The sequence below is a fragment of the Blautia sp. An249 genome (assembly GCF_002159835.1).
Classification (GTDB): Bacteria; Bacillota; Clostridia; order Lachnospirales; family Lachnospiraceae; genus Blautia_A; species Blautia_A avistercoris.
Genome location: NZ_NFJL01000028.1, coordinates 17,617 through 39,011, shown reverse-complemented (window position 1 = coordinate 39,011; position 21,395 = coordinate 17,617). Strand labels below are relative to the sequence as shown.

The 21,395-nt window shown below is 43.6% G+C and carries 21 protein-coding genes and 1 riboswitch; of the genes, 16 read left to right on the top strand and 5 right to left on the bottom strand.

The features are described 5' to 3' along the window. From B5F53_RS18000 to B5F53_RS17985, 4 genes are all read left to right on the top strand, one after another. Positions 1 to 737, top strand: a 737-nt coding sequence (locus B5F53_RS18000) for a hypothetical protein (protein ID WP_087226551.1), incomplete at its 5' end; no start/stop codon positions are given. A 147-nt stretch (positions 738 to 884) separates the two neighbouring features. Next, entirely contained in the window at positions 885 to 1,577 is a 693-nt protein-coding gene (locus B5F53_RS17995; protein WP_087226548.1) for an iron-sulfur cluster assembly scaffold protein, read from the top strand. 64 nt (positions 1,578 to 1,641) lie between these two features. Then, the gene (locus B5F53_RS17990) at positions 1,642 to 2,652 is read left to right on the top strand and encodes a GGGtGRT protein (RefSeq protein WP_087226545.1); all 1,011 of its coding nucleotides are present in this window, start codon (positions 1,642 to 1,644) and stop codon (positions 2,650 to 2,652) included. 536 nt (positions 2,653 to 3,188) lie between these two features. Continuing rightward, the gene (locus tag B5F53_RS17985) at positions 3,189 to 4,511 is read left to right on the top strand and encodes a replication-associated recombination protein A (protein WP_087226564.1); all 1,323 of its coding nucleotides are present in this window, start codon (positions 3,189 to 3,191) and stop codon (positions 4,509 to 4,511) included. Here the strand turns inward: B5F53_RS17985 and B5F53_RS17980 are convergent. Genes B5F53_RS17980 through B5F53_RS17970 form a run of 3 tightly spaced genes read right to left on the bottom strand, consistent with a single transcriptional unit; the run spans position 4,508 to position 6,372 of the window. Beyond that, the gene (locus tag B5F53_RS17980) at positions 4,508 to 5,149 is read right to left on the bottom strand and encodes an ABC-2 transporter permease (RefSeq protein ID WP_087226542.1); all 642 of its coding nucleotides are present in this window, start codon (positions 5,147 to 5,149) and stop codon (positions 4,508 to 4,510) included. The two genes, B5F53_RS17985 and B5F53_RS17980, sit on opposite strands and share 4 nt — an antisense overlap. Beyond that, positions 5,146 to 5,994 carry an ABC transporter ATP-binding protein gene (locus tag B5F53_RS17975; protein ID WP_087226539.1) on the bottom strand — a complete coding sequence of 283 codons (849 nt, stop codon included), beginning with the start codon at positions 5,992 to 5,994 and terminating at the stop codon, positions 5,146 to 5,148. Before B5F53_RS17975 ends, B5F53_RS17980 begins: the two co-directional genes overlap by 4 nt. A gap of 3 nt (positions 5,995 to 5,997) precedes the next feature. After that, positions 5,998 to 6,372, bottom strand: coding sequence for a GntR family transcriptional regulator (locus B5F53_RS17970; protein ID WP_087226535.1), 375 nt, complete (start codon positions 6,370 to 6,372; stop codon positions 5,998 to 6,000). Between the two features lie 182 nt (positions 6,373 to 6,554). Here B5F53_RS17970 and B5F53_RS17965 point away from each other — a divergent pair, with 182 nt between their 5' ends. Then, complete coding sequence (locus B5F53_RS17965; protein WP_087226532.1) at positions 6,555 to 7,121, top strand: flavodoxin family protein; 567 nt, start codon at positions 6,555 to 6,557, stop codon at positions 7,119 to 7,121. Positions 7,122 to 7,168: 47 nt separating this feature from the next. On the opposite strand, the gene B5F53_RS17960 is transcribed toward B5F53_RS17965, so the two are convergent. Then, positions 7,169 to 7,696 carry an FKBP-type peptidyl-prolyl cis-trans isomerase gene (locus B5F53_RS17960; RefSeq protein WP_087226529.1) on the bottom strand — a complete coding sequence of 176 codons (528 nt, stop codon included), beginning with the start codon at positions 7,694 to 7,696 and terminating at the stop codon, positions 7,169 to 7,171. Positions 7,697 to 7,772: 76 nt separating this feature from the next. Beyond that, complete coding sequence (locus tag B5F53_RS17955; RefSeq protein WP_204246959.1) at positions 7,773 to 9,119, bottom strand: sodium-dependent transporter; 1,347 nt, start codon at positions 9,117 to 9,119, stop codon at positions 7,773 to 7,775. Positions 9,120 to 9,329: 210 nt separating this feature from the next. Next, a riboswitch (ZMP/ZTP riboswitch) is annotated at positions 9,330 to 9,411 on the top strand. 83 nt (positions 9,412 to 9,494) lie between these two features. On the opposite strand from B5F53_RS17955, the gene B5F53_RS17950 reads away from it, so the two are divergent. From B5F53_RS17950 to B5F53_RS17900, 11 genes are all read left to right on the top strand, one after another. Further along, on the top strand, positions 9,495 to 10,256 hold the full coding sequence (locus B5F53_RS17950; RefSeq protein WP_087226526.1) for a formate/nitrite transporter family protein: 762 nt from the start codon (positions 9,495 to 9,497) through the stop codon (positions 10,254 to 10,256). A gap of 167 nt (positions 10,257 to 10,423) precedes the next feature. Further along, positions 10,424 to 11,692 (top strand): M18 family aminopeptidase, encoded by a 1,269-nt coding sequence (locus B5F53_RS17945; RefSeq protein WP_087226523.1) that lies wholly within the window; start codon positions 10,424 to 10,426, stop codon positions 11,690 to 11,692. A gap of 24 nt (positions 11,693 to 11,716) precedes the next feature. Next, positions 11,717 to 14,242 carry an FAD-dependent oxidoreductase gene (locus B5F53_RS17940; RefSeq protein WP_087226520.1) on the top strand — a complete coding sequence of 842 codons (2,526 nt, stop codon included), beginning with the start codon at positions 11,717 to 11,719 and terminating at the stop codon, positions 14,240 to 14,242. Between the two features lie 18 nt (positions 14,243 to 14,260). After that, a complete protein-coding gene (locus B5F53_RS17935) occupies positions 14,261 to 14,623 on the top strand; it encodes an arsenate reductase family protein (RefSeq protein ID WP_087226518.1) in 363 nt (120 codons plus the stop codon). A 153-nt stretch (positions 14,624 to 14,776) separates the two neighbouring features. Beyond that, complete coding sequence (locus tag B5F53_RS17930) at positions 14,777 to 15,064, top strand: DUF2325 domain-containing protein (RefSeq protein WP_087226515.1); 288 nt, start codon at positions 14,777 to 14,779, stop codon at positions 15,062 to 15,064. Between the two features lie 190 nt (positions 15,065 to 15,254). Beyond that, positions 15,255 to 16,001: a FadR/GntR family transcriptional regulator gene (locus tag B5F53_RS17925; protein ID WP_087226512.1), complete on the top strand. Its 747-nt coding sequence runs from the start codon at positions 15,255 to 15,257 to the stop codon at positions 15,999 to 16,001. A 22-nt stretch (positions 16,002 to 16,023) separates the two neighbouring features. Then, the gene (larA, locus tag B5F53_RS17920; protein WP_087226509.1) at positions 16,024 to 17,313 is read left to right on the top strand and encodes a nickel-dependent lactate racemase; all 1,290 of its coding nucleotides are present in this window, start codon (positions 16,024 to 16,026) and stop codon (positions 17,311 to 17,313) included. A gap of 13 nt (positions 17,314 to 17,326) precedes the next feature. After that, positions 17,327 to 18,358, top strand: a complete 1,032-nt coding sequence (locus B5F53_RS17915) for a TRAP transporter substrate-binding protein (RefSeq protein ID WP_087226506.1) — start codon at positions 17,327 to 17,329, stop codon at positions 18,356 to 18,358. A gap of 39 nt (positions 18,359 to 18,397) precedes the next feature. After that, positions 18,398 to 18,886, top strand: a complete 489-nt coding sequence (locus B5F53_RS17910; RefSeq protein ID WP_162610647.1) for a TRAP transporter small permease — start codon at positions 18,398 to 18,400, stop codon at positions 18,884 to 18,886. Further along, complete coding sequence (locus B5F53_RS17905) at positions 18,883 to 20,157, top strand: TRAP transporter large permease (RefSeq protein ID WP_087226499.1); 1,275 nt, start codon at positions 18,883 to 18,885, stop codon at positions 20,155 to 20,157. Before B5F53_RS17910 ends, B5F53_RS17905 begins: the two co-directional genes overlap by 4 nt. 33 nt (positions 20,158 to 20,190) lie before the next feature. Beyond that, a complete protein-coding gene (locus B5F53_RS17900; protein ID WP_087226495.1) occupies positions 20,191 to 21,243 on the top strand; it encodes a uroporphyrinogen decarboxylase family protein in 1,053 nt (350 codons plus the stop codon). Positions 21,244 to 21,395: the final 152 nt, after the last annotated feature.

Sequence of the window (21,395 nt, the reverse complement as noted above, 5' to 3'; positions counted from 1 at the left end):
AATTTCCTGTAAAATCTGCAAAAAATAAAGTATGGTGGAATTTACCTCTGCACTGGAATTTAAAATTTCAATTTAGCAAAGGAAAGCAGAAAGGGGAGACAGAAATGGCGGATGCAATAGTGACAACCGGTTTTATTTTATTATTTGTACTGTTTTCAGGGCTGTGGCTGTTAATCAGTCTGGCCGGTTATTTGTTATATGGTCTGGGAATCTATGATATAGCCATGGAAAAAGGGATTAAGAATCCCTGGTTTGCCTTTATTCCGGTGCTCAGGAAATATCTTCACGGGCAGATAGCAGGGGAAATCCGCCTGGGAAACAGGCAACTGAAGAATCCGGGAATCTGGATGGCTGTGATTCCTATTTTATCCAGAGGAATTATCGGCATCTTCGTTCTGATAGTGTGGTTCGGATATATTTTAAGAACGGTGCTCCACCTTGCGGCAGGGGGCTATACCGTAGGAGGGGACATTGGATCCTGGATGTTTATCCTGATTATTACTTCTATATTCAGCAGACTGATTGAGATCGTGGTGGTGACTCTGACCGGACTGGTAAATTACCAGATTTTCGAAAACCGCGCCAGGGGGAATATGAGAGTCTTTCATGTACTTCTCTGTGCGTTCGTTCCCTATTATGAGTCAGGATACTATTTCTATCTGCGTCATAAAAGAATGAAGGAAGCCCAGGAAGAGTCCCCGGAAGGAGAAGAGCCGCGGGAAGAAAACATAGAATAACAAATACGGAGATTTGCATGATGCAAGTCTCCGTATTTTTTACAATTTTTGACTGGACTATTTTTCTATTTTGTGAGAAAATACTTCTAGGTTGTTATCGCTCAATAACAACGAATAAGCCAATCAACATTTGAAAGGAGTATTACAATGATTTATTCACATGAAGTAGAAATGATGTGCCCAGTTGCTCAGGGCGTTGCTCATGGTGCAGCTCCTATTCCAGAAGAAGCAAAATGGGTAAAAGCAAAAGAGATTAAGGATATTTCTGGTTTAACACACGGTGTGGGCTGGTGTGCACCTCAGCAGGGAACCTGTAAACTGACTTTAAACGTAAAGGAAGGAATTATTCAGGAAGCACTGGTAGAGACAATCGGATGTTCAGGAATGACTCACTCTGCAGCTATGGCATCTGAAATTCTTCCTGGAAGAACGGTATTGGAGGCTCTGAACACTGACCTTGTATGTGACGCAATTAACACAGCTATGAGAGAACTGTTTTTGCAGATTGTTTACGGACGTTCTCAGAGTGCTTTTTCTGAAGAAGGACTGCCGGTTGGAGCCGGACTGGAAGACCTTGGAAAAGGACTTCGTTCTCAGGTTGGAACCATGTATGGTACTCTGAAAAAAGGACCTCGTTATTTGGAAATGGCAGAAGGTTATGTAACAGGTATTGCACTGGATGACGAAGACTGCATTATTGGTTATCAGTATGTAAACTTCGGAAGAATGATGGACTTTATGAAAGCAGGCGATGACGCAAACACAGCTTTTGAAAAGGCAAAAGGCCAGTACGGACGTGTTGCTGACGCAGCGAAGATTATCGATCCGCGTAAGCAGTAAGAGCCGGATGCGCGATACTGAACAGAAACAGCGTTGCCATAGAAAGATATAGGAGGATAGAAGAATGGCTTTATTTGAATCATATGAGAGAAGAATTGATAAAATCAACTCAGTATTAAATAGCTATGGAATTTCTTCCATTGAAGAGGCTGAGAAAATTACAAAAGATGCAGGTCTGGACGTATACAATCAGATTAAAGGTATCCAGCCGATCTGCTTCGAAAATGCATGTTGGGCTTATATCGTAGGTGCAGCGATTGCAATTAAGAAAGGATGCACAAGAGCAGCAGATGCAGCAGCAGCAATCGGAGAAGGTCTTCAGGCTTTCTGTATTCCGGGATCCGTAGCAGATCAGCGTAAAGTAGGTCTGGGACATGGTAATCTTGGAAAAATGCTTCTGGAAGAAGAAACAAAATGTTTCGCTTTCCTGGCAGGACATGAATCTTTTGCAGCAGCAGAAGGTGCCATCGGTATTGCAGAAAAAGCAAACAAAGTTCGTAAAGAGCCACTGCGCGTTATCTTAAATGGTTTAGGAAAAGACGCCGCTCAGATCATTGCACGTATCAATGGATTTACATATGTGGAAACAGAATATGATTACTTTACAGGAGAATTAAAAGAAGTATTCCGCAAATCTTATTCTGAAGGACTTCGTGCAAAAGTAAACTGCTACGGAGCAAACGACGTTCGTGAAGGCGTTGCAATTATGTGGAAAGAAGGCGTAGACGTTTCCATTACCGGTAACTCTACAAACCCGACCCGTTTCCAGCACCCGGTAGCAGGTACCTATAAGAAAGAATGCGTAGAAGCAGGAAAGAAATACTTCTCTGTTGCTTCCGGCGGCGGTACAGGACGTACTCTGCATCCGGACAACATGGCAGCAGGCCCGGCTTCCTACGGTATGACAGATACTTTAGGACGTATGCACTCTGACGCACAGTTTGCAGGTTCTTCTTCCGTACCGGCTCACGTAGAAATGATGGGCTTAATCGGTGCAGGAAACAACCCAATGGTTGGTATGACCGTAGCAGTAGCCGTTTCCGTAGAGGAAGCTGCTAAGGCAGGCAAATTCTAAGAAATACAGTAAAATCAAGGACTGTTCAGAGTTGAAAACGTTGTAAAACACTGAGTATGAAAAAAGGCTATATCAGAATCAGAATGATTTCCGACATAGCCTTTTTTTTATTTGATTTTTAGAATTATCTATGGCGATTATGTGAGTTGTCAGAGGTATAAGAATATGGTAGAATTTTGCCATGGAACAACCGTGTTACAGGGTGGCTTGACCTCATTCCAAAAGAATGGGGGTGATGCCTATGAAAAATCATTTTGATTTTAAGGATTTGATGACCTTTGGTCTTTTCCTTCTGGCATTGCTTACATTCATATTTTCGTTTTGTAAGTAGCCATACATAGCAAAACCACCCTTGTACTTTGGACGGTTCAGGGTGGCTTGCTATCCTTATAATCGGTCAACCCCTTGTGGGCGGTTGTTCCTTTTTCTATAATATAACACAACTGTTCAGTGTGTTCAATAAAAAATTCAGAACTGAACAGTGCCGGAAACCCTGAATTTTTGCATAGAAAGGAATAGGAGGGTTATCTGTGGAGATGGAACAATTGACACTGTTTGACAATTCGCAAAAAACGTCTCCCCTTGCTACCAGGCTTCGTCCTTCCAGTCTGGAAGAGTTTGTGGGGCAGGAGCATTTGCTGGGGGAGGGCAAAATACTGCGTCAGATAATAGAAAGAGATCTGATTTCATCTATGATCTTCTGGGGACCGCCCGGGGTAGGAAAGACGACTCTGGCTCGAATGATAGCCGGAAAAACAGAGGCGGAATTTATTAATTTCAGTGCTGTGACCAGCGGAATCAGAGAAATCAAAGAAGTTATGAAAACCGCAGAACAGAGGAGACGGGTGGGCCGAAAAACGGTGGTATTTGTAGACGAAATTCACCGGTTTAATAAGGCGCAGCAGGACGCTTTCCTTCCCTTTGTGGAAAAAGGAAGCATTATTCTGATTGGCGCAACCACGGAGAATCCCTCTTTTGAGATAAACGCGGCGCTTTTATCCCGGTGTAAGGTTTTCGTTCTGAAACCGCTGACAGAACAGGATTTGTTTAAGCTTTTGAATAATGCCTTAAAGCATCCCATGGGCTTCGGGAAGGAAAAAGTTAAAATCACAGACACGCAGTTAAAGGCGATTGCCGCTTTTTCAAACGGCGACGCCAGGACAGCTTTAAATACTCTGGAGATGGCAGTGCTAAACGGAAAAACGGACGAAAACGGGACAGAGGTCACTGATTCGGGACTGGAGCAGTGCATCAGCCGGAAATCCCTTTTGTATGATAAGACGGGAGAAGAACATTACAATTTAATTTCTGCCCTGCATAAATCCATGCGAAACAGTGATCCCGACGCGGCTCTTTACTGGATGTGCCGGATGCTGGAAGGAGGGGAAGACCCGCTGTATATCGCCAGACGTCTGATACGTTTCGCCAGTGAGGATGTGGGAATGGCGGACAGCAATGCCCTCCATGTGGCAGTAGACGCCTATCAGGCCTGCCATTTCCTGGGTCTGCCGGAATGCGACGTTCATCTGACTCATGCGGTCATCTATTTATCCATGGCGCCTAAATCCAATGCCCTTTATACGGCCTGCGAGGCGTGCAAAGGAGATGTGAAAGCAAAGAGAGCAGAGCCGGTGCCCCTTGCACTGAGAAACTCTCCCACCAGCCTGATGAAAGAGCTGCATTATGGGGAGGGCTACCAGTATGCACACAGTACAAAAGAAAAGCTGACCGTTATGCAGTGCATGCCGGACAGCTTGAAAAATCAATGTTATTACCATCCCACCGATTCCGGAAAGGAAAGGGAAATCAAAGAAAGACTTCTCCGAATAAAGGAATGGAAAAAAACGCACAGGAATTAGAATTCTTTACGCTCCTGAATGAGAACGCTGATTCGGTAGGAGATAAAGGTGAAAACAAAGGTGAAAACTGCCAGCAGGCTTAAGAATCCGGCCGGTTTCAGGGCATGTAAAAATTCGCCCAGAACCTCAAGGGGAAAAAACTGCAGCCCGATTCCTCCGAACAGCACCAAAAAGAGGAAAATGCCAAATAAAGCATAGCGTCCTTTTTCCCCGCCGAATTTTAAATGAATGGGGAGCATAAAAGACAAAATGATAATTAAAATCATGAGAACAGCAGCCGCGGGTACCAGTAACTCCGTCAGGGAAAATCCGGTATGGGTAAAGTACCGGTACAAAACAGTGATAATCAATGAAATAATACAGCCGGCGGTTCCTGCCAGAAATCCAAACAGATATTTTTCTTTTACATAAGTTTTCCTGGAAAAAGGAAGGGTATATAAAAAAGCATTTCCGTTATCAAACTCGTCGTAACTGATGGTACTTAATACAAAAAAAGAACAGATAAAGGGAAAGTATCCCATCAGGAAGGAAGAGAAACCGGACAGGAGCATAGAGGCAATGGCGCCGATAAAAATAACGAACAGGAAATTTTTCTGATTTTTCATAAGCTTAAAATCTTTGATTAATAACCCTTTCATAAAGATACCTCCTTGTTAAACAGAATCAAATCGTCAATCCCGCTTTTTTCCACAACAATATCAGGGTAGTTTTCCAGATAAAACTGTTTTTGATCTGTAAGACATCGATAGCCGTAAGCCTCCTGCTTCCATTTCAGCAGATACCGGGGGTCCAGTTTCTGAAACTGCCGGTTATCTACTTTCAGAATCGCATACTGGCTTAAAAGGCGATCTGTGTCTTCGTGAAGTAAAATCTTTCCGTTTCCGATTAGATACAAATCGTCACATAAACTCTCTAAATCCGTTGAGATATGGGAGCTGATTAAGACAGCCCGATCTTCTTTTTCCTCCATGAAGTCTCTGAGAAGAGTCAGCAGTTCGTCTCTTGCAACCACATCCAGCCCGGCAGTGGGCTCATCCAGAAGTAAGAGAGAAGCGTCATGGGTGATAGCTGCGATTAGTTTCAGCTTCGCTTTCATACCAGTGGAAAATTTCTGGATCTTTTTATCTAAGGGCAGTTGAAAACGATTGCAGTATTCTAAAAATGCGGCCTGATCGAAGAGGGGATACAGGCTTGCGAGAATCGGCAGGATGTCGTTAATGGTTAAATAGCCGCTGAAACCGGAATTGGATAATACAACGCCTATCTTCTGTTTGTCCGTCTCTGTAAAATCTTTTATATCTTTTCCGAAAATAGAGATGGAGCCGCTGTCTGTGGAAATCAGTCCCAGAATGGCCTTGAAGGTGGTACTTTTTCCGGCTCCGTTTCGGCCCACAAGACCGGTGATGCATCCGGGCATTACTTCCAGAGAGCAGTCCAGGGTGAAGGAGCCATACTGCTTTTTTAGATTTTCTACTTTTAACATGTTTTATTCCTCCTCTGTCATAAGGTTCCATAGATCGTTTAATTCTTCTTTGCTGAATCCATATCGTCTGGCTTTCTGTATGAATGTTTCCAGATCCTGTTCCAGTTCTTTCTGGTATTCTTCCCGCATACGATCCAGATTGGGAGGAGCCACGTAGGTCCCTTTTCCGTGGACAGTTACGGTAAAGCCCTCCTGTTCCAGCGTATCGTATGCTTTTTTTACTGTCAGGGCGCTGATTTTCAAATCTCTGGAAAGAGAGCGAACGGAGGGCAGGATGTCGTTTTCTAACAATTCTCCCTTCAGAATCAGAGCTTTCACCTGTTCTACAATCTGCTCATAAATGGGAACCATCGAGGATCCATTGATTATGATTCTCATCTTTTACCTCCTTTCGTTGTAAACAGTATATAACAGTATATAACTGTTGTCAACTGTTATATACTGTTTATTGAAAAATATCTGGAAAAGAATTTATTTTTAGAGTATGATGGACAAAGAGAGGCATAAATACACAGAGTTTCTGTGTATACTGTCATTAGAAAAAAGGAGGAGATAAGATTATGAAAGTGCTATTATTAAATGGAAGTCCCAGAAAAAACGGCTGTACATATACCGCTTTGTGTGAAGTCGCAGATGCATTGAAAAAAGAGGGGATTGAAAGCGAGATTTTTCAGGCCGGTAATCCAAGTAAAGAAGCAGTGAAAGAAGCTGCGGAAAAACTGAAACAGTCCGATGGATTAATTGTGGGCTCCCCGGTCTACTGGGCGTCTCCCACGGGAAAAATCATTGAGTTTATGGATATGCTGTGCAGCATGGCAGGAAACGAACTTCTCTATAAGCCGGCGGCTGCGGTAGCTTCTGCAAGACGTGCGGGAACAACGGCTACTCTGGATGTATTAATGAAATATTTTCTGTATCATCAGATGCCGGTGGTATCTTCCAATTACTGGAACATGGTTCACGGAAATACGCCTGAGGAAGTCCGCCAGGACAAGGAAGGTCTGCAGATTATGCAGATTCTGGGTAAAAATATGGCCTGGATGTTAAAGAGCCTGGAAGCCGGAAGGAAAGCAGGAATTTCTTTACCGGAGCAGCAGGAAAAGGTTAAAACCAATTTTATACGCTAAAGAAAAATACCGCAAAATGGAATGCTCCATTTCAGCGGTATTTTAAATTACTCCTGATAAATTCCGTTGATGGTGACCTGGAATACGGCGTCTTTGCCATTTAATTCTTCTACCCCGTAGTCCTCCGGGAAAGTAACATTGACTTCCACAGTCTCCTGGGGATGGTGCCCGATGAGCTGTTCTTCGAAATCATCAATATAAGAATGAGAGCCTACGACCAGAACGGTTCCGGAACCGTCGGTGCTGCCGCCTTCAAATTCTTCTCCGTCAATGGTGCCTGTGTAATCAATGTTCAGAGAATCTCCGTCTTTGACAGTAAGAGAGGAATCCGAATCATAGGTTCCGTTTTCCGTAGAAACGATGGAGGAACCGGTGGCTGTGGCAGATTCCTGCCGGGTGTCTGTCTCAGAGGAATCAGACTGTCCGGCGTGGAGGGCCAGTATTAAGACGATGATTACGAGAGCTGCACAGGGAATAAAGTACAGGAAAAATTTCTTTAATTTTCTCTGCCGTTCCTGTTTTGCTCTTTCTAATTTCCGCTTTTCCTGCGCCATTTTTCTGTTTTCTTTCTTCATAGCTATAACTCCTGTTTTATTTAGAAATTTTCACTAAATTCAGTATAATAGAAAAATGTGGTAAAAGTGTGTTTTTTTAACCGATTCCGCCAAAAATAATTCCCAGAACGAAAACCAGGATGGTCAGTCCGCAGAAAAGATACTTGCCTAATGGAAAATACCATTCTCCCACAGGATGAGCGCGGCCTTTGGATACTTCTGTGACCACAAACTTTTTCCCCAGAACCCAAAAGAACATAATTCCTGCAAGTCCGGCGCCGAGAGGACAAATATAAATGGATACAAAGTCCATCCAGTCAGAGACAATGCCCTGAATACAGAGACTGACAATCAGGGTAATCACAGCAATCACGCCCACGGCTTTGGCGCGGCTTAATTTCAGGTGTTCCTGCAATGTAGCGATGGGAGCCTCGAATAAATTAATTAATGAGGTGATTCCCGCCAGGAATACAGCAGCAAAAAATACGATAAGAAGCAGGGTGCTTCCCGGCATACTTTTGAATAAGTTGGGAAGGTAAATAAACATAAGTCCCGGACCTCCCTGGTTTAACTGAGAACCGGTAGTGGCCATGGCAGGAATAATCACCAGGGCGGAAAGCATCGCGGCCAGCGTATCAAAGAGCGCCACGTTTCCCGCAGAAAAAACAATATCTTCTTTATCAGATAAATAGGAACCGTAAATCAGCGTTCCGTTTCCGGCTAAGGACAGAGAAAAGAAGGCCTGTCCCAGAGCAAAAACCCAGGTCATGGGATCGGTAATGCCTTTTGGATCAATCCGGAAGATATACCGGTATCCGTCTAAAGAACCCGGCTGGAAAGCCATATAGACTGCCAGTCCCAGAAACATCAGGAAGAATAAGGGCATCATAATTTTATTGGCTTTTTCAATTCCACTGGCGATTCCGAAAATCATAATGGCAAAAGTGGCGGCAAGACCTATGATCTGCCAGAAATTATTTCCAAAAGAAGAAGCCATGGATCCAAAAAAGGATGAAAATTCTTCCACATTTTCAGAAGCCATTAACGCACCGTTAAAAGAACCTGCCAGGTACTTTAAAATCCAGCCCACCACCACCGAATAACCGATGGCAAGAGCCAGGGAACCTAAAACAGGAATGGAGCCAATGGCATTTCCGGTCTTTTCGCTTTTTCCCCTGCTTTTTAAGGCTTTTCCGAAAGCGCCGATGGGGCCGGAACGGGTACTTCGGCCAAAGGTCATTTCTTCAATTACCCCTGAAAACCCAATCAGGATAACAAAGATGAAATAAGGCAGAAGGAAGGTACCTCCGCCGTAAGCAGATACACGTGTTGGAAACATCCAGATATTCCCCATACCTACTGCAGAACCGATACAGGCCAGTATGAATCCGTAACGGCTGCCAAAGGAATCTCTGTGGTGTTCTGTACTTTTTCTGGTATTCAAAAAATTCCCCCTTTTTCAGCAATGATACAATGAAGAAAGTGTATCATCAGATTTGACAGAAAGTCAAGAAAAAACAGAAAAAACTGCAAAGGTCAATGCCCCAAAGAGAGGAAAAAGGACAGTATTTTGTGAAAAATAAACAAAAAAGAGAAAAAATGGAGAAAAATATTGAAATTTCAATGACTATGTGATAAATTTAACATATGATTAAAAAGGCTTAATAACTGACGGAAAAGTGGAGTACCACAAAGGAGTTAAGCCTAAGATACTGCCGGCCGTCTGGGCAACATTTGTAAAGGAAATTTACAGATGTTGCCCTTTTTTAAGAAATGCCGGAAAAATAATGTATACCATAATGTAAGGAGGGAATGGTTTATGTTTAAAGATGAATATCAGGCAGTTTGCAGCGCAGGGGCAGGAAAATCAAACCTGTTAAAAACAAATCCACTGGGGTATGTGGTATCGTCTCTGGTGGCCGGAATGTTTATTTCTTTCGGCAGCTTTGTAGCCTTTGTACTGGGTTCCGTTATTTCAGCCGGAGATGCCGCATCCTGGACCAAAGCGGTTCAGGCTTTTGCATTTTCGTCGGCTCTGAGTCTGGTAGTAATGGCAGGAGCAGAGCTGTTTACGGGAAATAATTTTGTAATGGCATCGGCTGCACTGCGTAAGAAAGTAACCTGGGCAGAAACGGTTAAATTATGGATTGTCTGCTGGATTGGAAACTGGATTGGCTCCCTTATCTGTGTGGCGGCTTTTAAATTAACCGGAATTCCCACCGGAGACACAGGGGCTTATTTTGCAACGATTGCAGAAGGAAAAGTAGGACTGGCGCCTGTGAACCTTCTGATAAGAGCCATTCTCTGTAACATTTTAGTCTGCCTTGCCGTATGGTGCGGAACGAAAATGAAAACCGAATCCGGAAAACTGATTATGATTTTCTGGTGCATTTTTGTCTTTATGGTTTGCGGTTTCGAGCACAGCATTGCCAACATGAGTATTGAGGGCGTAGCTTTATTTAACGGCGACATTGCTGTAGGAAGTTATCTGTACAGTGTATTAATGGCAACCGTTGGAAATATGATAGGCGGAATCGTCTTTGTAGCGCTTCCCTATCATCTGATTTCAAAAGAAGTTTAAATACATATTAATAAAATAGAAAAACCACAGGAAGGGTTGTTTGTAAATTTGGAATCTCATGTATAATCATCTGGAATTTTCAGAAATTATAAGAGAAAGCCTTTTTTACAACAGCCCTTTTGTGATATACTGAAACAAAGTAGCGCAGATGTTAAAGGAGAGGTTAGATGGAAAGTAAGACGACGGAAGGTTTACTGAATTTTATAGAGAAAAGTCCCAGCTGTTTTCATGCGGTAAAAACAATCGGAGACAGACTGAAAGAAGAAGGATTTCTTCCTTTAAGCGAGAAACAGCGCTGGGATTTGAAAAGAGGAAATTCTTATTATGTAACCAGAAACGATTCCTCTTTAATCGCTTTTACCATTCCCGCAAAAGCTCCGGAGGGATTCCGTATATTTGCTTCACACAGCGATTCCCCCAGTTTTAAAATTAAAGAGGAACCGGAAATTACAGCGGAGAAACACTACCTGAAACTGAATGTGGAAGGATACGGAGGAATGCTGTGCGCGCCCTGGTTTGACCGGCCTCTGTCTGTGGCCGGACGGGTTGTGGTAAAAGAAGGCGAAGAGTATGTAAGCAAGCTGGTAAACATTGACCGGGATTTGCTGATGATTCCCAGCCTGGCTATTCATATGAACCGGGAAGCAAATAAGGGATATGCCTATAATCTTCAAAAAGACATGCTGCCTCTCTATGGAGAGGCAAGTGACAGCGGTTCCTTTTTTGAAGAAGTGGCCCGTTGGGCGGGCGTCTTGCGGGAGGAAATTCTGGGACATGATTTGTTTTTGTATAACCGGATGAAAGGTACCGTATGGGGAGCCCGTCAGGAGTTCGTTTCCAGCGGACGGCTGGATGACCTGCAGTGTGCATATGCCGGCCTGGAAGGATACTTAATGGCAGAAAGGGAAAAAACGACGGCGGTATACTGCGTCTTTGATAACGAAGAGGTAGGAAGCGCTACGAAACAGGGAGCTGAATCCACCTTTCTGCAGGATGTTCTTATGCGAATCGTAAAAGGGCTGCAGTGGGACTATGAGGAATACCTGATTCAGTTAGCCAGAAGTTTTATGATTTCTGCTGACAATGCCCATGCCGTTCATCCCAATTACGGCGACTGTGCCGATCCGGTTCACCGTCCCTGTCTGAATGGAGGAATCGTAATTAAATTTAATGCAAATCAGAAATATTGTACCGATGGAGTTTCCGCGGCAATGTTTAAAGATTTATGTAAGAAAGCAGGAGTTGCCTGCCAGTTATTTGTGAACCGTTCTGATGTGGCAGGAGGATCCACCCTGGGAAATATTGCAAATACGAAAGTGGCGATGAATACAGTGGATATCGGACTTCCCCAGCTGGCCATGCATTCGCCCTATGAGACGGCCGGGGTGAAAGATACAGAGGCGCTGATACTGGCAGCAAAAGAATTTTTTGACTGAAAGGATAGAAAACAGGAGGAAAATATGAAAACTTTAAAATTGAGGGAAAATTTTTACTGGGCGGGCATTCTGGATAAAGATCTCCGTGTGTTCGACATTATTATGTACACCAAATACGGAACCACTTATAATTCCTATGTCTGGAAAGCCGGAGATAAGACCGTCCTTTTTGAAACGGCAAAAGAAAAGTTTTTTCCGGAATATCTGGAAAACCTGAAGTCCCTGATCGATGTTACGAAAATCGACTATCTAATCGTAAACCATACGGAGCCGGATCATGCAGGCAGCGTGGAGAAACTTCTGGAGCTCAGTCCCCAGATGAAAATCGTAGCTACCGGCTGTGCAGTCAGTTTTCTGAAGGAAATTGTGAATAGAGATTTTACATCCATTGCGGTAAAAGACAATCAGGAAATGGAAATCGGGGGAAAGAATCTGAAGTTTTTGGTGGTACCCAACCTGCACTGGCCGGATACCATGTATACGTATATAGAAGAAGAACAGATTCTGATAACCTGCGATTCCTTCGGATCTCACTACGCCTTTGACGAGGTGCTGGTAAGTAAAGTTACCGATCAGAACGCCTATATGGAAGCTGCGAAATACTATTTTGACTGTATTATCGGGCCTTTCAGACCCTTTATGCAAAAGGCGCTGAAACGGGTGAAGGAACTGGATGTTTCCATGATCTGTCCGGGCCACGGACCGGTTCTGGATGATAAAATTGATTTCATTTATAATACTTATGAGAAATGGTGCGATACGACCAATCCCAACCGCAAACAGACAGTCGTTATTCCTTATGTAAGCGCTTACGGCTATACAAAGATGCTGGCAGAAAAAATAGCAGAAGGGATTCAGGAAAGCGGAGACATAGAAGTACGCTGTTACGACCTGGTAACAGAACAGCCGGCGAAGGTTCTTGAAGAGGTGGGATTTGCAGACGGTCTGCTTTTCGGAACGCCTACAATTGTGGGAGAAGCCCTAAAACCTGTCTGGGATCTGGTGACGAATCTGTTTGCTGCCACCCACGGAGGGAAACTGGCCAGCGCCTTTGGAAGCTACGGTTGGAGCGGAGAGGGTGTGCCTCATATTTTAGAACGCCTGCGTCAGCTTCGGATGAACGTGGTGGACGGATTAAAAGTCCGCTTTAAACCGGGAGAAGTAGAGCTTCTGGATGCCTTTGAATACGGCTACAATTTCGGATGTCTGCTACAGAAAAAAGAAAATCCGAGAAAATCCAAAGGCGCCCGCAAACTTGTGAAATGTCTGGTCTGCGGAGAAATCTTTGACGCTTCTCTGGAAGTCTGCCCGGTCTGCGGAGTGGGAAAAGAGAACTTCGTTCCCTATGAAGAGGAAGAAAATGGATTCTACCATGATACGAATGATTTTTATGTAATTCTGGGAAATGGAGCGGCAGGACTCAGCGCGGCAAAAGCCATCCGGGAACGGGACAGAACCGGTTCCGTTTTAATGATTTCCAATGAACCCTATTCCACCTATAACCGGCCTATGCTGACCAAATCTCTGATGTCAGAACTGACGCCTCAGCAGATAGAGGTAGAAAAAGAAAGCTGGTATGAAGAAAACAAGATTTACCAGGTTCTGGGAAAGGAAATCCGTACCATAGATACCCAGAATAAGGAAGTGGTTCTGGAAGACGGAATGAAATGCAGATACAGCAAACTGATTTATGCTCTGGGTTCGGAGTGCTTTATCCCGCCGATTCCGGGCTCTGATAAGCCGGAAGTAATTGCCATCCGCCGTTTAAGGGATACCCAGAAAATTGCCGCCCTTTTGCCTCAGGTTTCCAATGTGGTCGTGATCGGAGGCGGCGTCCTGGGTCTGGAAGCGGCCTGGGAGCTGAAAAAAGCCAGGTGTCAGGTAACGGTATTAGAGCTGGCGCCCCAGATTATGGGCCGTCAGTTAGATGAAAATGCCAGTCAGATGCTGACAGCCATTGCAGAAGGCCATGGGATCTCCATTCATACAGGAGTTCAGATTGAGGCCATAGAAGGAGAAGAGAAAGTTTCAGGAGTACGTTTAAAAGACGGAAGGATTATAGAAGCTGATTTGGTAATTGTTTCAGCAGGAGTCCGGGCGAATTCACTTCTGGCAAAAGCAGCAGGAATCCAGATTAACCGGGGTGTGGTAGTAAACGAAAAGATGGAAACTTCCCTGGAAGACATTTATGCCTGCGGCGACTGTGCAGAATACGACGGAATGAATTATGCCATCTGGCCACAGGCTCTGGAGGAAGGCAAGGTGGCGGGAGCCAATGCCGCAGGAGATTCTCTGACCTATGAAACTGTGCCGGCGGCTTTGACCTTCCACGGCATGAATACAGCCTTATACGCCATCGGAGACAACGGGAAAAACCCGGATCTGCTCTACAGAACAGTGGAATTTAAAGATATGGGCAGAAAACAGTACGAAAAATACTATTTTAAAAACAATAAGTTATGCGGAGTAATTTTAATCGGAGACGTTTCAAAGATGGCAGAAGTTACCAAAGCCATCGAAGAGCAGGCCTCCTTTCAGGAAATGTTTTAAAGAAAAAAGGAGAGAGACATGTTATTTATAGAATATCCCAAATGCTCGACCTGTAAAAAAGCCAAAAAATGGCTGGAGGACAGAAAGATTGCATTTACAGATCGCCATATCATCGAAGAGAACCCCACAGAGGAAGAACTGAACCAGTGGATACAGAGAAGCGGACTGCCTGTAAAACGGTTCTTCAATACCAGTGGAATGAAATACCGGGAGCTGGGCTTAAAAGATCGGCTGCCCCAGATGAGCCAGGAAGAGCAGATTGCTCTTCTGGCCACAGACGGGATGCTGGTGAAGAGACCTTTGTTAGTCAGCGATACCTTTGTTGTTCCGGGGTTTCGGGAAAAAGAATGGATGGAAAATTTAAAAATTGAAGAAAATTGAAAAAAGACTGGACAAAAGAAGGAAGTTAGTATATACTAACCATAGTTAGATTTGATTCGTACTAAAAAAGAACATCGAAAGATGTTCTTTTAAAAAAACAGTGATTAGGTGAAACTAACCAAGAAAACAGGGATTCGTGTAAGGAGGAATGAGATGAGCGTTGTAATTATCGGAGGTCATGACAGGATGGTCTGTAAATATAAGGAGATATGTAAGAACTATAAATGTAAAGCAAAAATTTTCACACAGATGCCGGCAAATTTAAATAAACAGATTGGAAAACCGGATTTATGCGTGCTGTTTACAAACACGGTTTCCCATAAAATGATTAAATGTGCCGTAGAAGAGGCAAAACGCTCAGATTTTCAGGTTGTACGCAGTCACAGCAGCAGCGGAACAGCCCTTGCAGGAATTTTAGAAGAAAAATGCAGTATGGCATAATGAAGAGATTGCGTGGGAGAGGGGAAGACCTTCTCCCATTTTGTTTATACAAATGTAAAAACACATCTGTTCCGGGAATTTAGACAAAAAAAGAAGGATAATTCTGGCTAGTATTCCGTATTTACCTATAAAAGGTATTATGATAAGATAATTTCAGAAAATACAAAAGAAAAAAGTTGAGGAATTTGAAATGTCAGAATCTAACGGTCGATATGTAAAGTCAAAAACGAAATGTGATGTTGTTGTGGAAGAAATTTTAAATATGATTGCCACAGGAAAATATAAAGAAAATGAGAAACTTCCCCCGGAGCAGTATTTTGTAGATTATTTCGGGGTCAGCCGGGTGACTATCCGGGAGAGTTTTAAGCGGCTGAATATGCTTGGAGTGATCAGTATCCGCCAGGGAAAGGGAACCTTTGTGAAAAAGATGGATGTGGGAATGGTTATGCAGCCGTTATTTGCTTCCATTATGCTGGATAATTTAAGTATCAATCAGATTTACGACGCCCGTCTGTTTGTAGAATCAGGAACGGCATGCATGGCTGCCAGAAACAGAACCGAAGAAGAAGTAAAAGAGCTGGAGGAACTGGTGGCAGAAATGAAGAGTGTAGTCTATGAACAGGATATACGCCGATTCAGCCAGTTAGATATTACCTTTCACAGAAGGATTGGGGAAATTTCGGACAATCATATCCTGCTTGCTACTTATAAAACCATCAAAGAAGTTTTGGATAATTATATGAAAGAGAGTAATTTATCTATGGACACGGTGCGCTGTTCCTGCGAATACCATGCCCGAATTGTTGACGCAATTCGAAGAAAAGATGAGAATCAGGCAAGAGAAAAGATGGAAGAACATATTTCTTTAACGAAGCGGGATTTAATCGAGAGATTAAACCGTACGGGAGCTCCTAAATATATCAGAATCAACGAATAAGAAAAGAGAGGAGGAGGGGCTGATGCCCGAAACATGTAAAATTCCTTACGGGAAAGGGTATATCAGTTATGTGATGAAGGATCCGGACAGGTATCAGATACTGGAACCGGGCCCTTCAGCGCAGGAAAGCTCCGAAGAGGCAATCCTGAGAGAGGCTTTGGATCATCCCATCGGAACGAAGAAACTGCACGAACTGACCCGCGAAAAGAAAAAGATTTTAATTATCACCAATGATAACACCAGACCCATGCCCTGCCGGATTACAATTCCTGCCATCCTGAAGTCTTTTTATTACCCTGAAACATATTATGATATTACTATTTTAATAGCAAACGGTATGCACAGGGAAATGACGGAGGAAGAGAAACGGGAACAGTTTGGAGAGGAACTTTATTCTAAATATCCCATTGTAAATCATAAAGCAGGAGATAAAGAAAATCTGAAAAACTTTGGGGTTTTATCCACCGGAAATGAACTCTGGCTGAACCGTCTGCTTACAGAAAATGAAGTGATTATTACAGAAGGATTTATTGAACCTCATTTTTTTGCGGGATTCAGCGGAGGAAGAAAGAGTATTCTTCCAGGAATTGCAGGAGAAAGCACCATTATGCGAAATCACTGTCCGCAGAATATCAGAAGTCCCTATGCCTGTTCTGCAAATCTGGAGAAGAATCCCGTACATCTGGAATGTCTGGAGGCGGCAGAACGGGCAGGAGTGGATTTTATTCTGAACGTGGCTTTAGATAAAAAGAAAAAAATTATCGGAGCCTTTGCCGGAGACCTTCGCATGGCGCATCTGAAAGGGTGCAGATTTGTGGAGGAACAGATGAAGATTCCGGCTGAGAAGACAGACATCGTTATTACCTCCAACAATGGGTATCCCTTGGATCGAAATTTGTATCAGTTGGTAAAAGGGGCGGATATGGCTGCACATATAACGAAAGACAGAGGGGTTATCATTATCGCAGCCCAGTGTGCAGACGGAGTGGGTCACCGATCCTTTGAAGAGTTAATTTTATCATGTGCCACCAAAGAAGAACTTTATAAAAAAATGTCTGCCCCACCCATTGCGGCGGACAAGTGGCAGGTGCAAATCCTGGCCCGGATTTTACAGAAGAAAGAGGTGATACTGGTATCCGGAGGCATTGATAAAGAAAAAGCAGAAAAGTTATTTCTGCACCATGCAGAAACAGTGGAAGAAGCGGTAACGCTTGCGGAAAAAATTTTAGGAAGGGAGGGAACCATCAGCATTATTCCGGAAGGTCCTGTGATAATACCAGTGCCGCAGGAAAAGGAGCGGCACAGCAGATGAAAGGAGAAACGATATGAGAAGAAAAAGGATGATAGCAGTTGTATGTTCCGTGTGCATGTTTGCGGCTTCTCTGGCAGGCTGCGGATCCAATGCAGAGGATTCAAAAACATCGGAATCAGAAGAAAAAAGCGTGGAACTTTCCATTGCCCATATTGGCGCCTTGGAATCTCCTTCTAATTTAGCGGTGGAACATTTTATCGAAATTGTGGAAGAGAAGTCGGGAGGCAGCATCACCATTACCAATTATCCCGCCAGCCAGCTTGGAGGCGACCGGGATATTCTGGAGGGAATTGTAGGAGGATCTGTGGATATGGGAATTCCGGCGGCAGGAATGACTGCGTTATACCTGCCGGAATACTACATATTTGATACTCCGTATATGTTTGACAGTGAGGAACATTTAATGGATGTTTCGGAAGGGGAACTGGGAGAGGAAATCGCAGATAAATTGTTAGATACAGCGGGAGTACGGGTGCTGGCCCAGAACTGGGAACGGGGCACACGGCAGTGTATCTTTACCAATGATGTAGAAGATCTGGAAGACTTTAAAGGGGTTAAGATCCGTCTTCCGGAGATTGATTCTTATCTGAAGGGATTTGAACTTCTGGGAACGAAACCCACCATTATTTCCTTTAATGAAACCTATTCCTCTTTGCAGCAGGGAGTCGTGGAAGGTCTGGAGTGTCCCCTTGACTGGATTTATGACAATAAATTTTACGAAATCTGTAAAAATCTGGTTATGACCAACCATGTCTATTCGATTATGACCATGATTATCAATGAAGAGAAATATAATACATTGTCTGACAACCAGAAAAAAATCCTTCAGGAAGCGGCTGTGGAAGCAGGAGAATATCAAAATGAAATTCTTCATGAAAAAGAGGCAGAGTACTTGGAAAAAATGAAAGGAGAAGGAGTAAAAGTTTACGAACCAGACCTGGCTCCGTTTAAAGAAAAAGCAGAGCCCATGTTTGAGGAAATGGAAGAAGTCTGGGGAGAAGGTTTATACGAGAAAGTGCTGTCCTACAGTAAGGAAAGTGAGTAAGAGACAATAACCGGTTATGGAAGGGAAGTGATGCAGAATATGAAAAAAAGAATGGATAAATTTGCCCATGTCATTGAAATAATCGGGGGAATCGGGATACTGATAATGACGTTGACTGTTCTTTTGCAGGTTATTATGAGGTACGTGTTTAATTCGCCTCTTACATGGACGGAGGAGCTGGCCCGCTATTTGTTTATCTATCTCACCTTTATAGGCGGAGGCCTGCTGGTTTATCAAAGAGGCCATTTATTTGTGGAGGTAATTTTTAATAATCTTCCAGATAAGGTAAGGAAAGGGATTCAGATTTTTATTGATGCGATTGTCTGCGGGTTTTCCGTTTATCTCCTTATATCAGCAAAGACGTTGATGGGAATTGCATCCGGATCTTACTCCACGGCCATGCATATTCCTATGGAATACATCAGCTTCAGCGTGCTGCTGGGAGCCGTACTGATTATCCTTTTCTCTGTCTGTAACATTTATGAGGATTTGAAAAATCTGAAAAAAGATAAGGAGGGAAGCCAGTGATACTACTTGTAATCAGTTTTTTTATCTTACTTTTAATCGGTGTTCCCATAGCCATTTCCATGGCCCTTTCTGCAACCATTGTTTTTCTGGTGTCTACAGATATACCGGCCCAGATTGTTGCCCAGAGGATGCAGTACGGAGTAGACTCCTTTTCCCAGCTGGCTATCCCGTTTTTTATCCTGGCAGGTCACTTTATGAACCGGGGAGGAATCAGCAGCCGGATAATTAAATTCTCCTCCACCCTTGTGGGTCATATAAAAGGAGGGATGGCACAGGTTATGATCGTGGCCAGTATGCTGTTTGCAGGAATTTCCGGATCAGCCTATGCAGATGCTTCCATGCTGGGAACCGTGATGCTGCCGGAAATGAAGGAAAAGGAATATCCGGTAGATTCCAGTACCGTTATCCTGGCAGCAGGAGCAACCATAGGTCCGATCATTCCTCCCAGTATTCAGATGGTTATTTATGGCGTTACAGCCAGTGTATCTGTAGGGCAGCTGTTAATCGGCGGCTTGATTCCGGGAATTCTGATGGGGCTGATGCTGATGGCCATCACGGGAATAATTGCCAGAAAAGAACACTGGCCCAGGGATGAGAAAGTGAGCTGGAAAGAAAGAGGAAAAGCATTCGTTGACGCACTGGGAGCTTTATTTATGCCGGTCTTAATTGTGGGCGGAATGCTTCTTGGAATCTTTACTCCTACAGAGGCGGCAGTGGCGGCATCCTTATATGCCTTTATCATCGGCAAATTTGTATATAAAAAGCTGCAGTTAAGAGATATTATCCCTATCTGCTGCGACGTATTTAAGCAGACGGCCCAGGTAACCATCATTATTGCCGCTGCGGGAGTACTGGGATGGCTGCTGACAAAGGAACAGATACCTGCTCTTCTGGGACAGGCGCTGCTTTCTGTTACGGATAATAAATTTATTATTTTGCTGCTGATTAATGTAATCTTATTGATTCTTGGCTGTTTTATGGAAACTACCGCAGTGGTGCTTCTTATGACCCCAGTATTTCTTCCCCTGATGAATACCCTGGGCATCAATCCGGTGCATTTCGGAGTATTTATGATTTTAAATCTGTGTATTGGATTAATTACCCCGCCTGTGGGAATGTGCATGTATATCGGCTGCGGAATCAGTGGATGTTCCATTTCAGACTTTACTAAAAAGCTGGGACCTTATTTGCTGGCCCTTTGTATTGCCTTATTTATCACTGTTTATATAGAACCTGTTTCCATGTTCCTGCCCAATCTGTTATTTAACTGACAGGAGAGAGGAAGGAAAAGAAAGGAGATTTTTATGACAAAAGCAGAAAGAATCCAGGCGGCTCTTCTGGGAAAGATACCGGATAAAGTTCCCTTTATTATTAATACGATGATGCAGGAAGTACAGGAGAAAATTGTCGGGCATAAGATTGAGGATCCCACCTATACGGGACTCAATAATGCCGGATGGCTGGGAGGACTGGAAGAAGAAGCGCAGGTTACTCCCGCGCTGACGGTTGTACCGGAAGTTGCTGATAAAATCGGGCTGGATGCCATTCAAATCCAGGTACTTCCCCCTCTTTTTGTCAATTGGGTTGTAAAAGACGGGGACGCCTGCATCAGTGGGGGACTTATCGACAGTGCTGAAGCCCTGAATAAAATCCAAATGCCCGATCCGGACGATGAAAATCTGATGAAAACCATAGATCAGATGATTAAAAGATACAAAGGGGAGTATGCGATGGGAGCCAGGATCCGGCTGGGCGCATCCCCGTCTATCTTAAGTATGGGAATGGAGAATATTGCCAATTTCTATGCAGAAGAAGACGATACCCTGATCCGAACCATTGAAATGTATACAGACTGGAGCCGGAGAATAAATAAAAATTTAAGCGAACTGGATTTTGATTTTTTCTGGGCTTTTGACGATATTGCATTTACTTCCAGTCTGTTAATATCTCCTGCTATGTTCCGGGAATTTTTTAAAGAAAATCTGAAAAAGGCAGCAGAAACTATAAATAAGCCCTGGATTTACCACAGTGACGGAAATTTCCAGGCGGTTCTGGACGATATTATTGAGATTGGAGCCAATGGAATTCATCCCATTGAGCGGACGTCCATGGACAGTAAATGGCTGAAAGAAACTTACGGAGATAAATTATGTCTGGTAGGAAATGTAGATATTAATTACATCCTGAAAGAAGGAAGTCTGGAGGAAGTGGATGAGGAGGTAAAAAACTGCATTGAACTTCTGGGAAAGAACGGAAGGTATATTTTGTCGGATTCCAATAGTATCCCTGCCTGGTGCAGACCGGAAAATGTGATTCAGATGGGCAGATCCGCAGAAAAATACAGATATATTTATTGAAGAGAATACATCCTGATTAAGGCTCGCGTCTTTATGGCGGGGCCTTAATTTATTGGAATTCAAGGCATATTACCGCTTTGCGGTATTTCAGCGGCGAAAATTTAAGGTAAAAGCAAGGTTAACGAAAGGCTAAAGAAAGGCAGGGATGATAG

Coding starts and splice junctions, on each gene's coding strand:
- B5F53_RS17995 (WP_087226548.1), top strand. CDS start 885: ATGATTTATTCACATGAAGTAGAAATGATGTGCCCAGTTGCTCAGGGC.
- B5F53_RS17990 (WP_087226545.1), top strand. CDS start 1,642: ATGGCTTTATTTGAATCATATGAGAGAAGAATTGATAAAATCAACTCA.
- B5F53_RS17985 (WP_087226564.1), top strand. CDS start 3,189: ATGGAACAATTGACACTGTTTGACAATTCGCAAAAAACGTCTCCCCTT.
- B5F53_RS17980 (WP_087226542.1), bottom strand. CDS start 5,149: ATGAAAGGGTTATTAATCAAAGATTTTAAGCTTATGAAAAATCAGAAA.
- B5F53_RS17975 (WP_087226539.1), bottom strand. CDS start 5,994: ATGTTAAAAGTAGAAAATCTAAAAAAGCAGTATGGCTCCTTCACCCTG.
- B5F53_RS17970 (WP_087226535.1), bottom strand. CDS start 6,372: ATGAGAATCATAATCAATGGATCCTCGATGGTTCCCATTTATGAGCAG.
- B5F53_RS17965 (WP_087226532.1), top strand. CDS start 6,555: ATGAAAGTGCTATTATTAAATGGAAGTCCCAGAAAAAACGGCTGTACA.
- B5F53_RS17960 (WP_087226529.1), bottom strand. CDS start 7,696: ATGAAGAAAGAAAACAGAAAAATGGCGCAGGAAAAGCGGAAATTAGAA.
- B5F53_RS17950 (WP_087226526.1), top strand. CDS start 9,495: ATGTTTAAAGATGAATATCAGGCAGTTTGCAGCGCAGGGGCAGGAAAA.
- B5F53_RS17945 (WP_087226523.1), top strand. CDS start 10,424: ATGGAAAGTAAGACGACGGAAGGTTTACTGAATTTTATAGAGAAAAGT.
- B5F53_RS17940 (WP_087226520.1), top strand. CDS start 11,717: ATGAAAACTTTAAAATTGAGGGAAAATTTTTACTGGGCGGGCATTCTG.
- B5F53_RS17935 (WP_087226518.1), top strand. CDS start 14,261: ATGTTATTTATAGAATATCCCAAATGCTCGACCTGTAAAAAAGCCAAA.
- B5F53_RS17930 (WP_087226515.1), top strand. CDS start 14,777: ATGAGCGTTGTAATTATCGGAGGTCATGACAGGATGGTCTGTAAATAT.
- B5F53_RS17925 (WP_087226512.1), top strand. CDS start 15,255: ATGTCAGAATCTAACGGTCGATATGTAAAGTCAAAAACGAAATGTGAT.
- larA (WP_087226509.1), top strand. CDS start 16,024: ATGCCCGAAACATGTAAAATTCCTTACGGGAAAGGGTATATCAGTTAT.
- B5F53_RS17915 (WP_087226506.1), top strand. CDS start 17,327: ATGAGAAGAAAAAGGATGATAGCAGTTGTATGTTCCGTGTGCATGTTT.
- B5F53_RS17910 (WP_162610647.1), top strand. CDS start 18,398: ATGAAAAAAAGAATGGATAAATTTGCCCATGTCATTGAAATAATCGGG.
- B5F53_RS17900 (WP_087226495.1), top strand. CDS start 20,191: ATGACAAAAGCAGAAAGAATCCAGGCGGCTCTTCTGGGAAAGATACCG.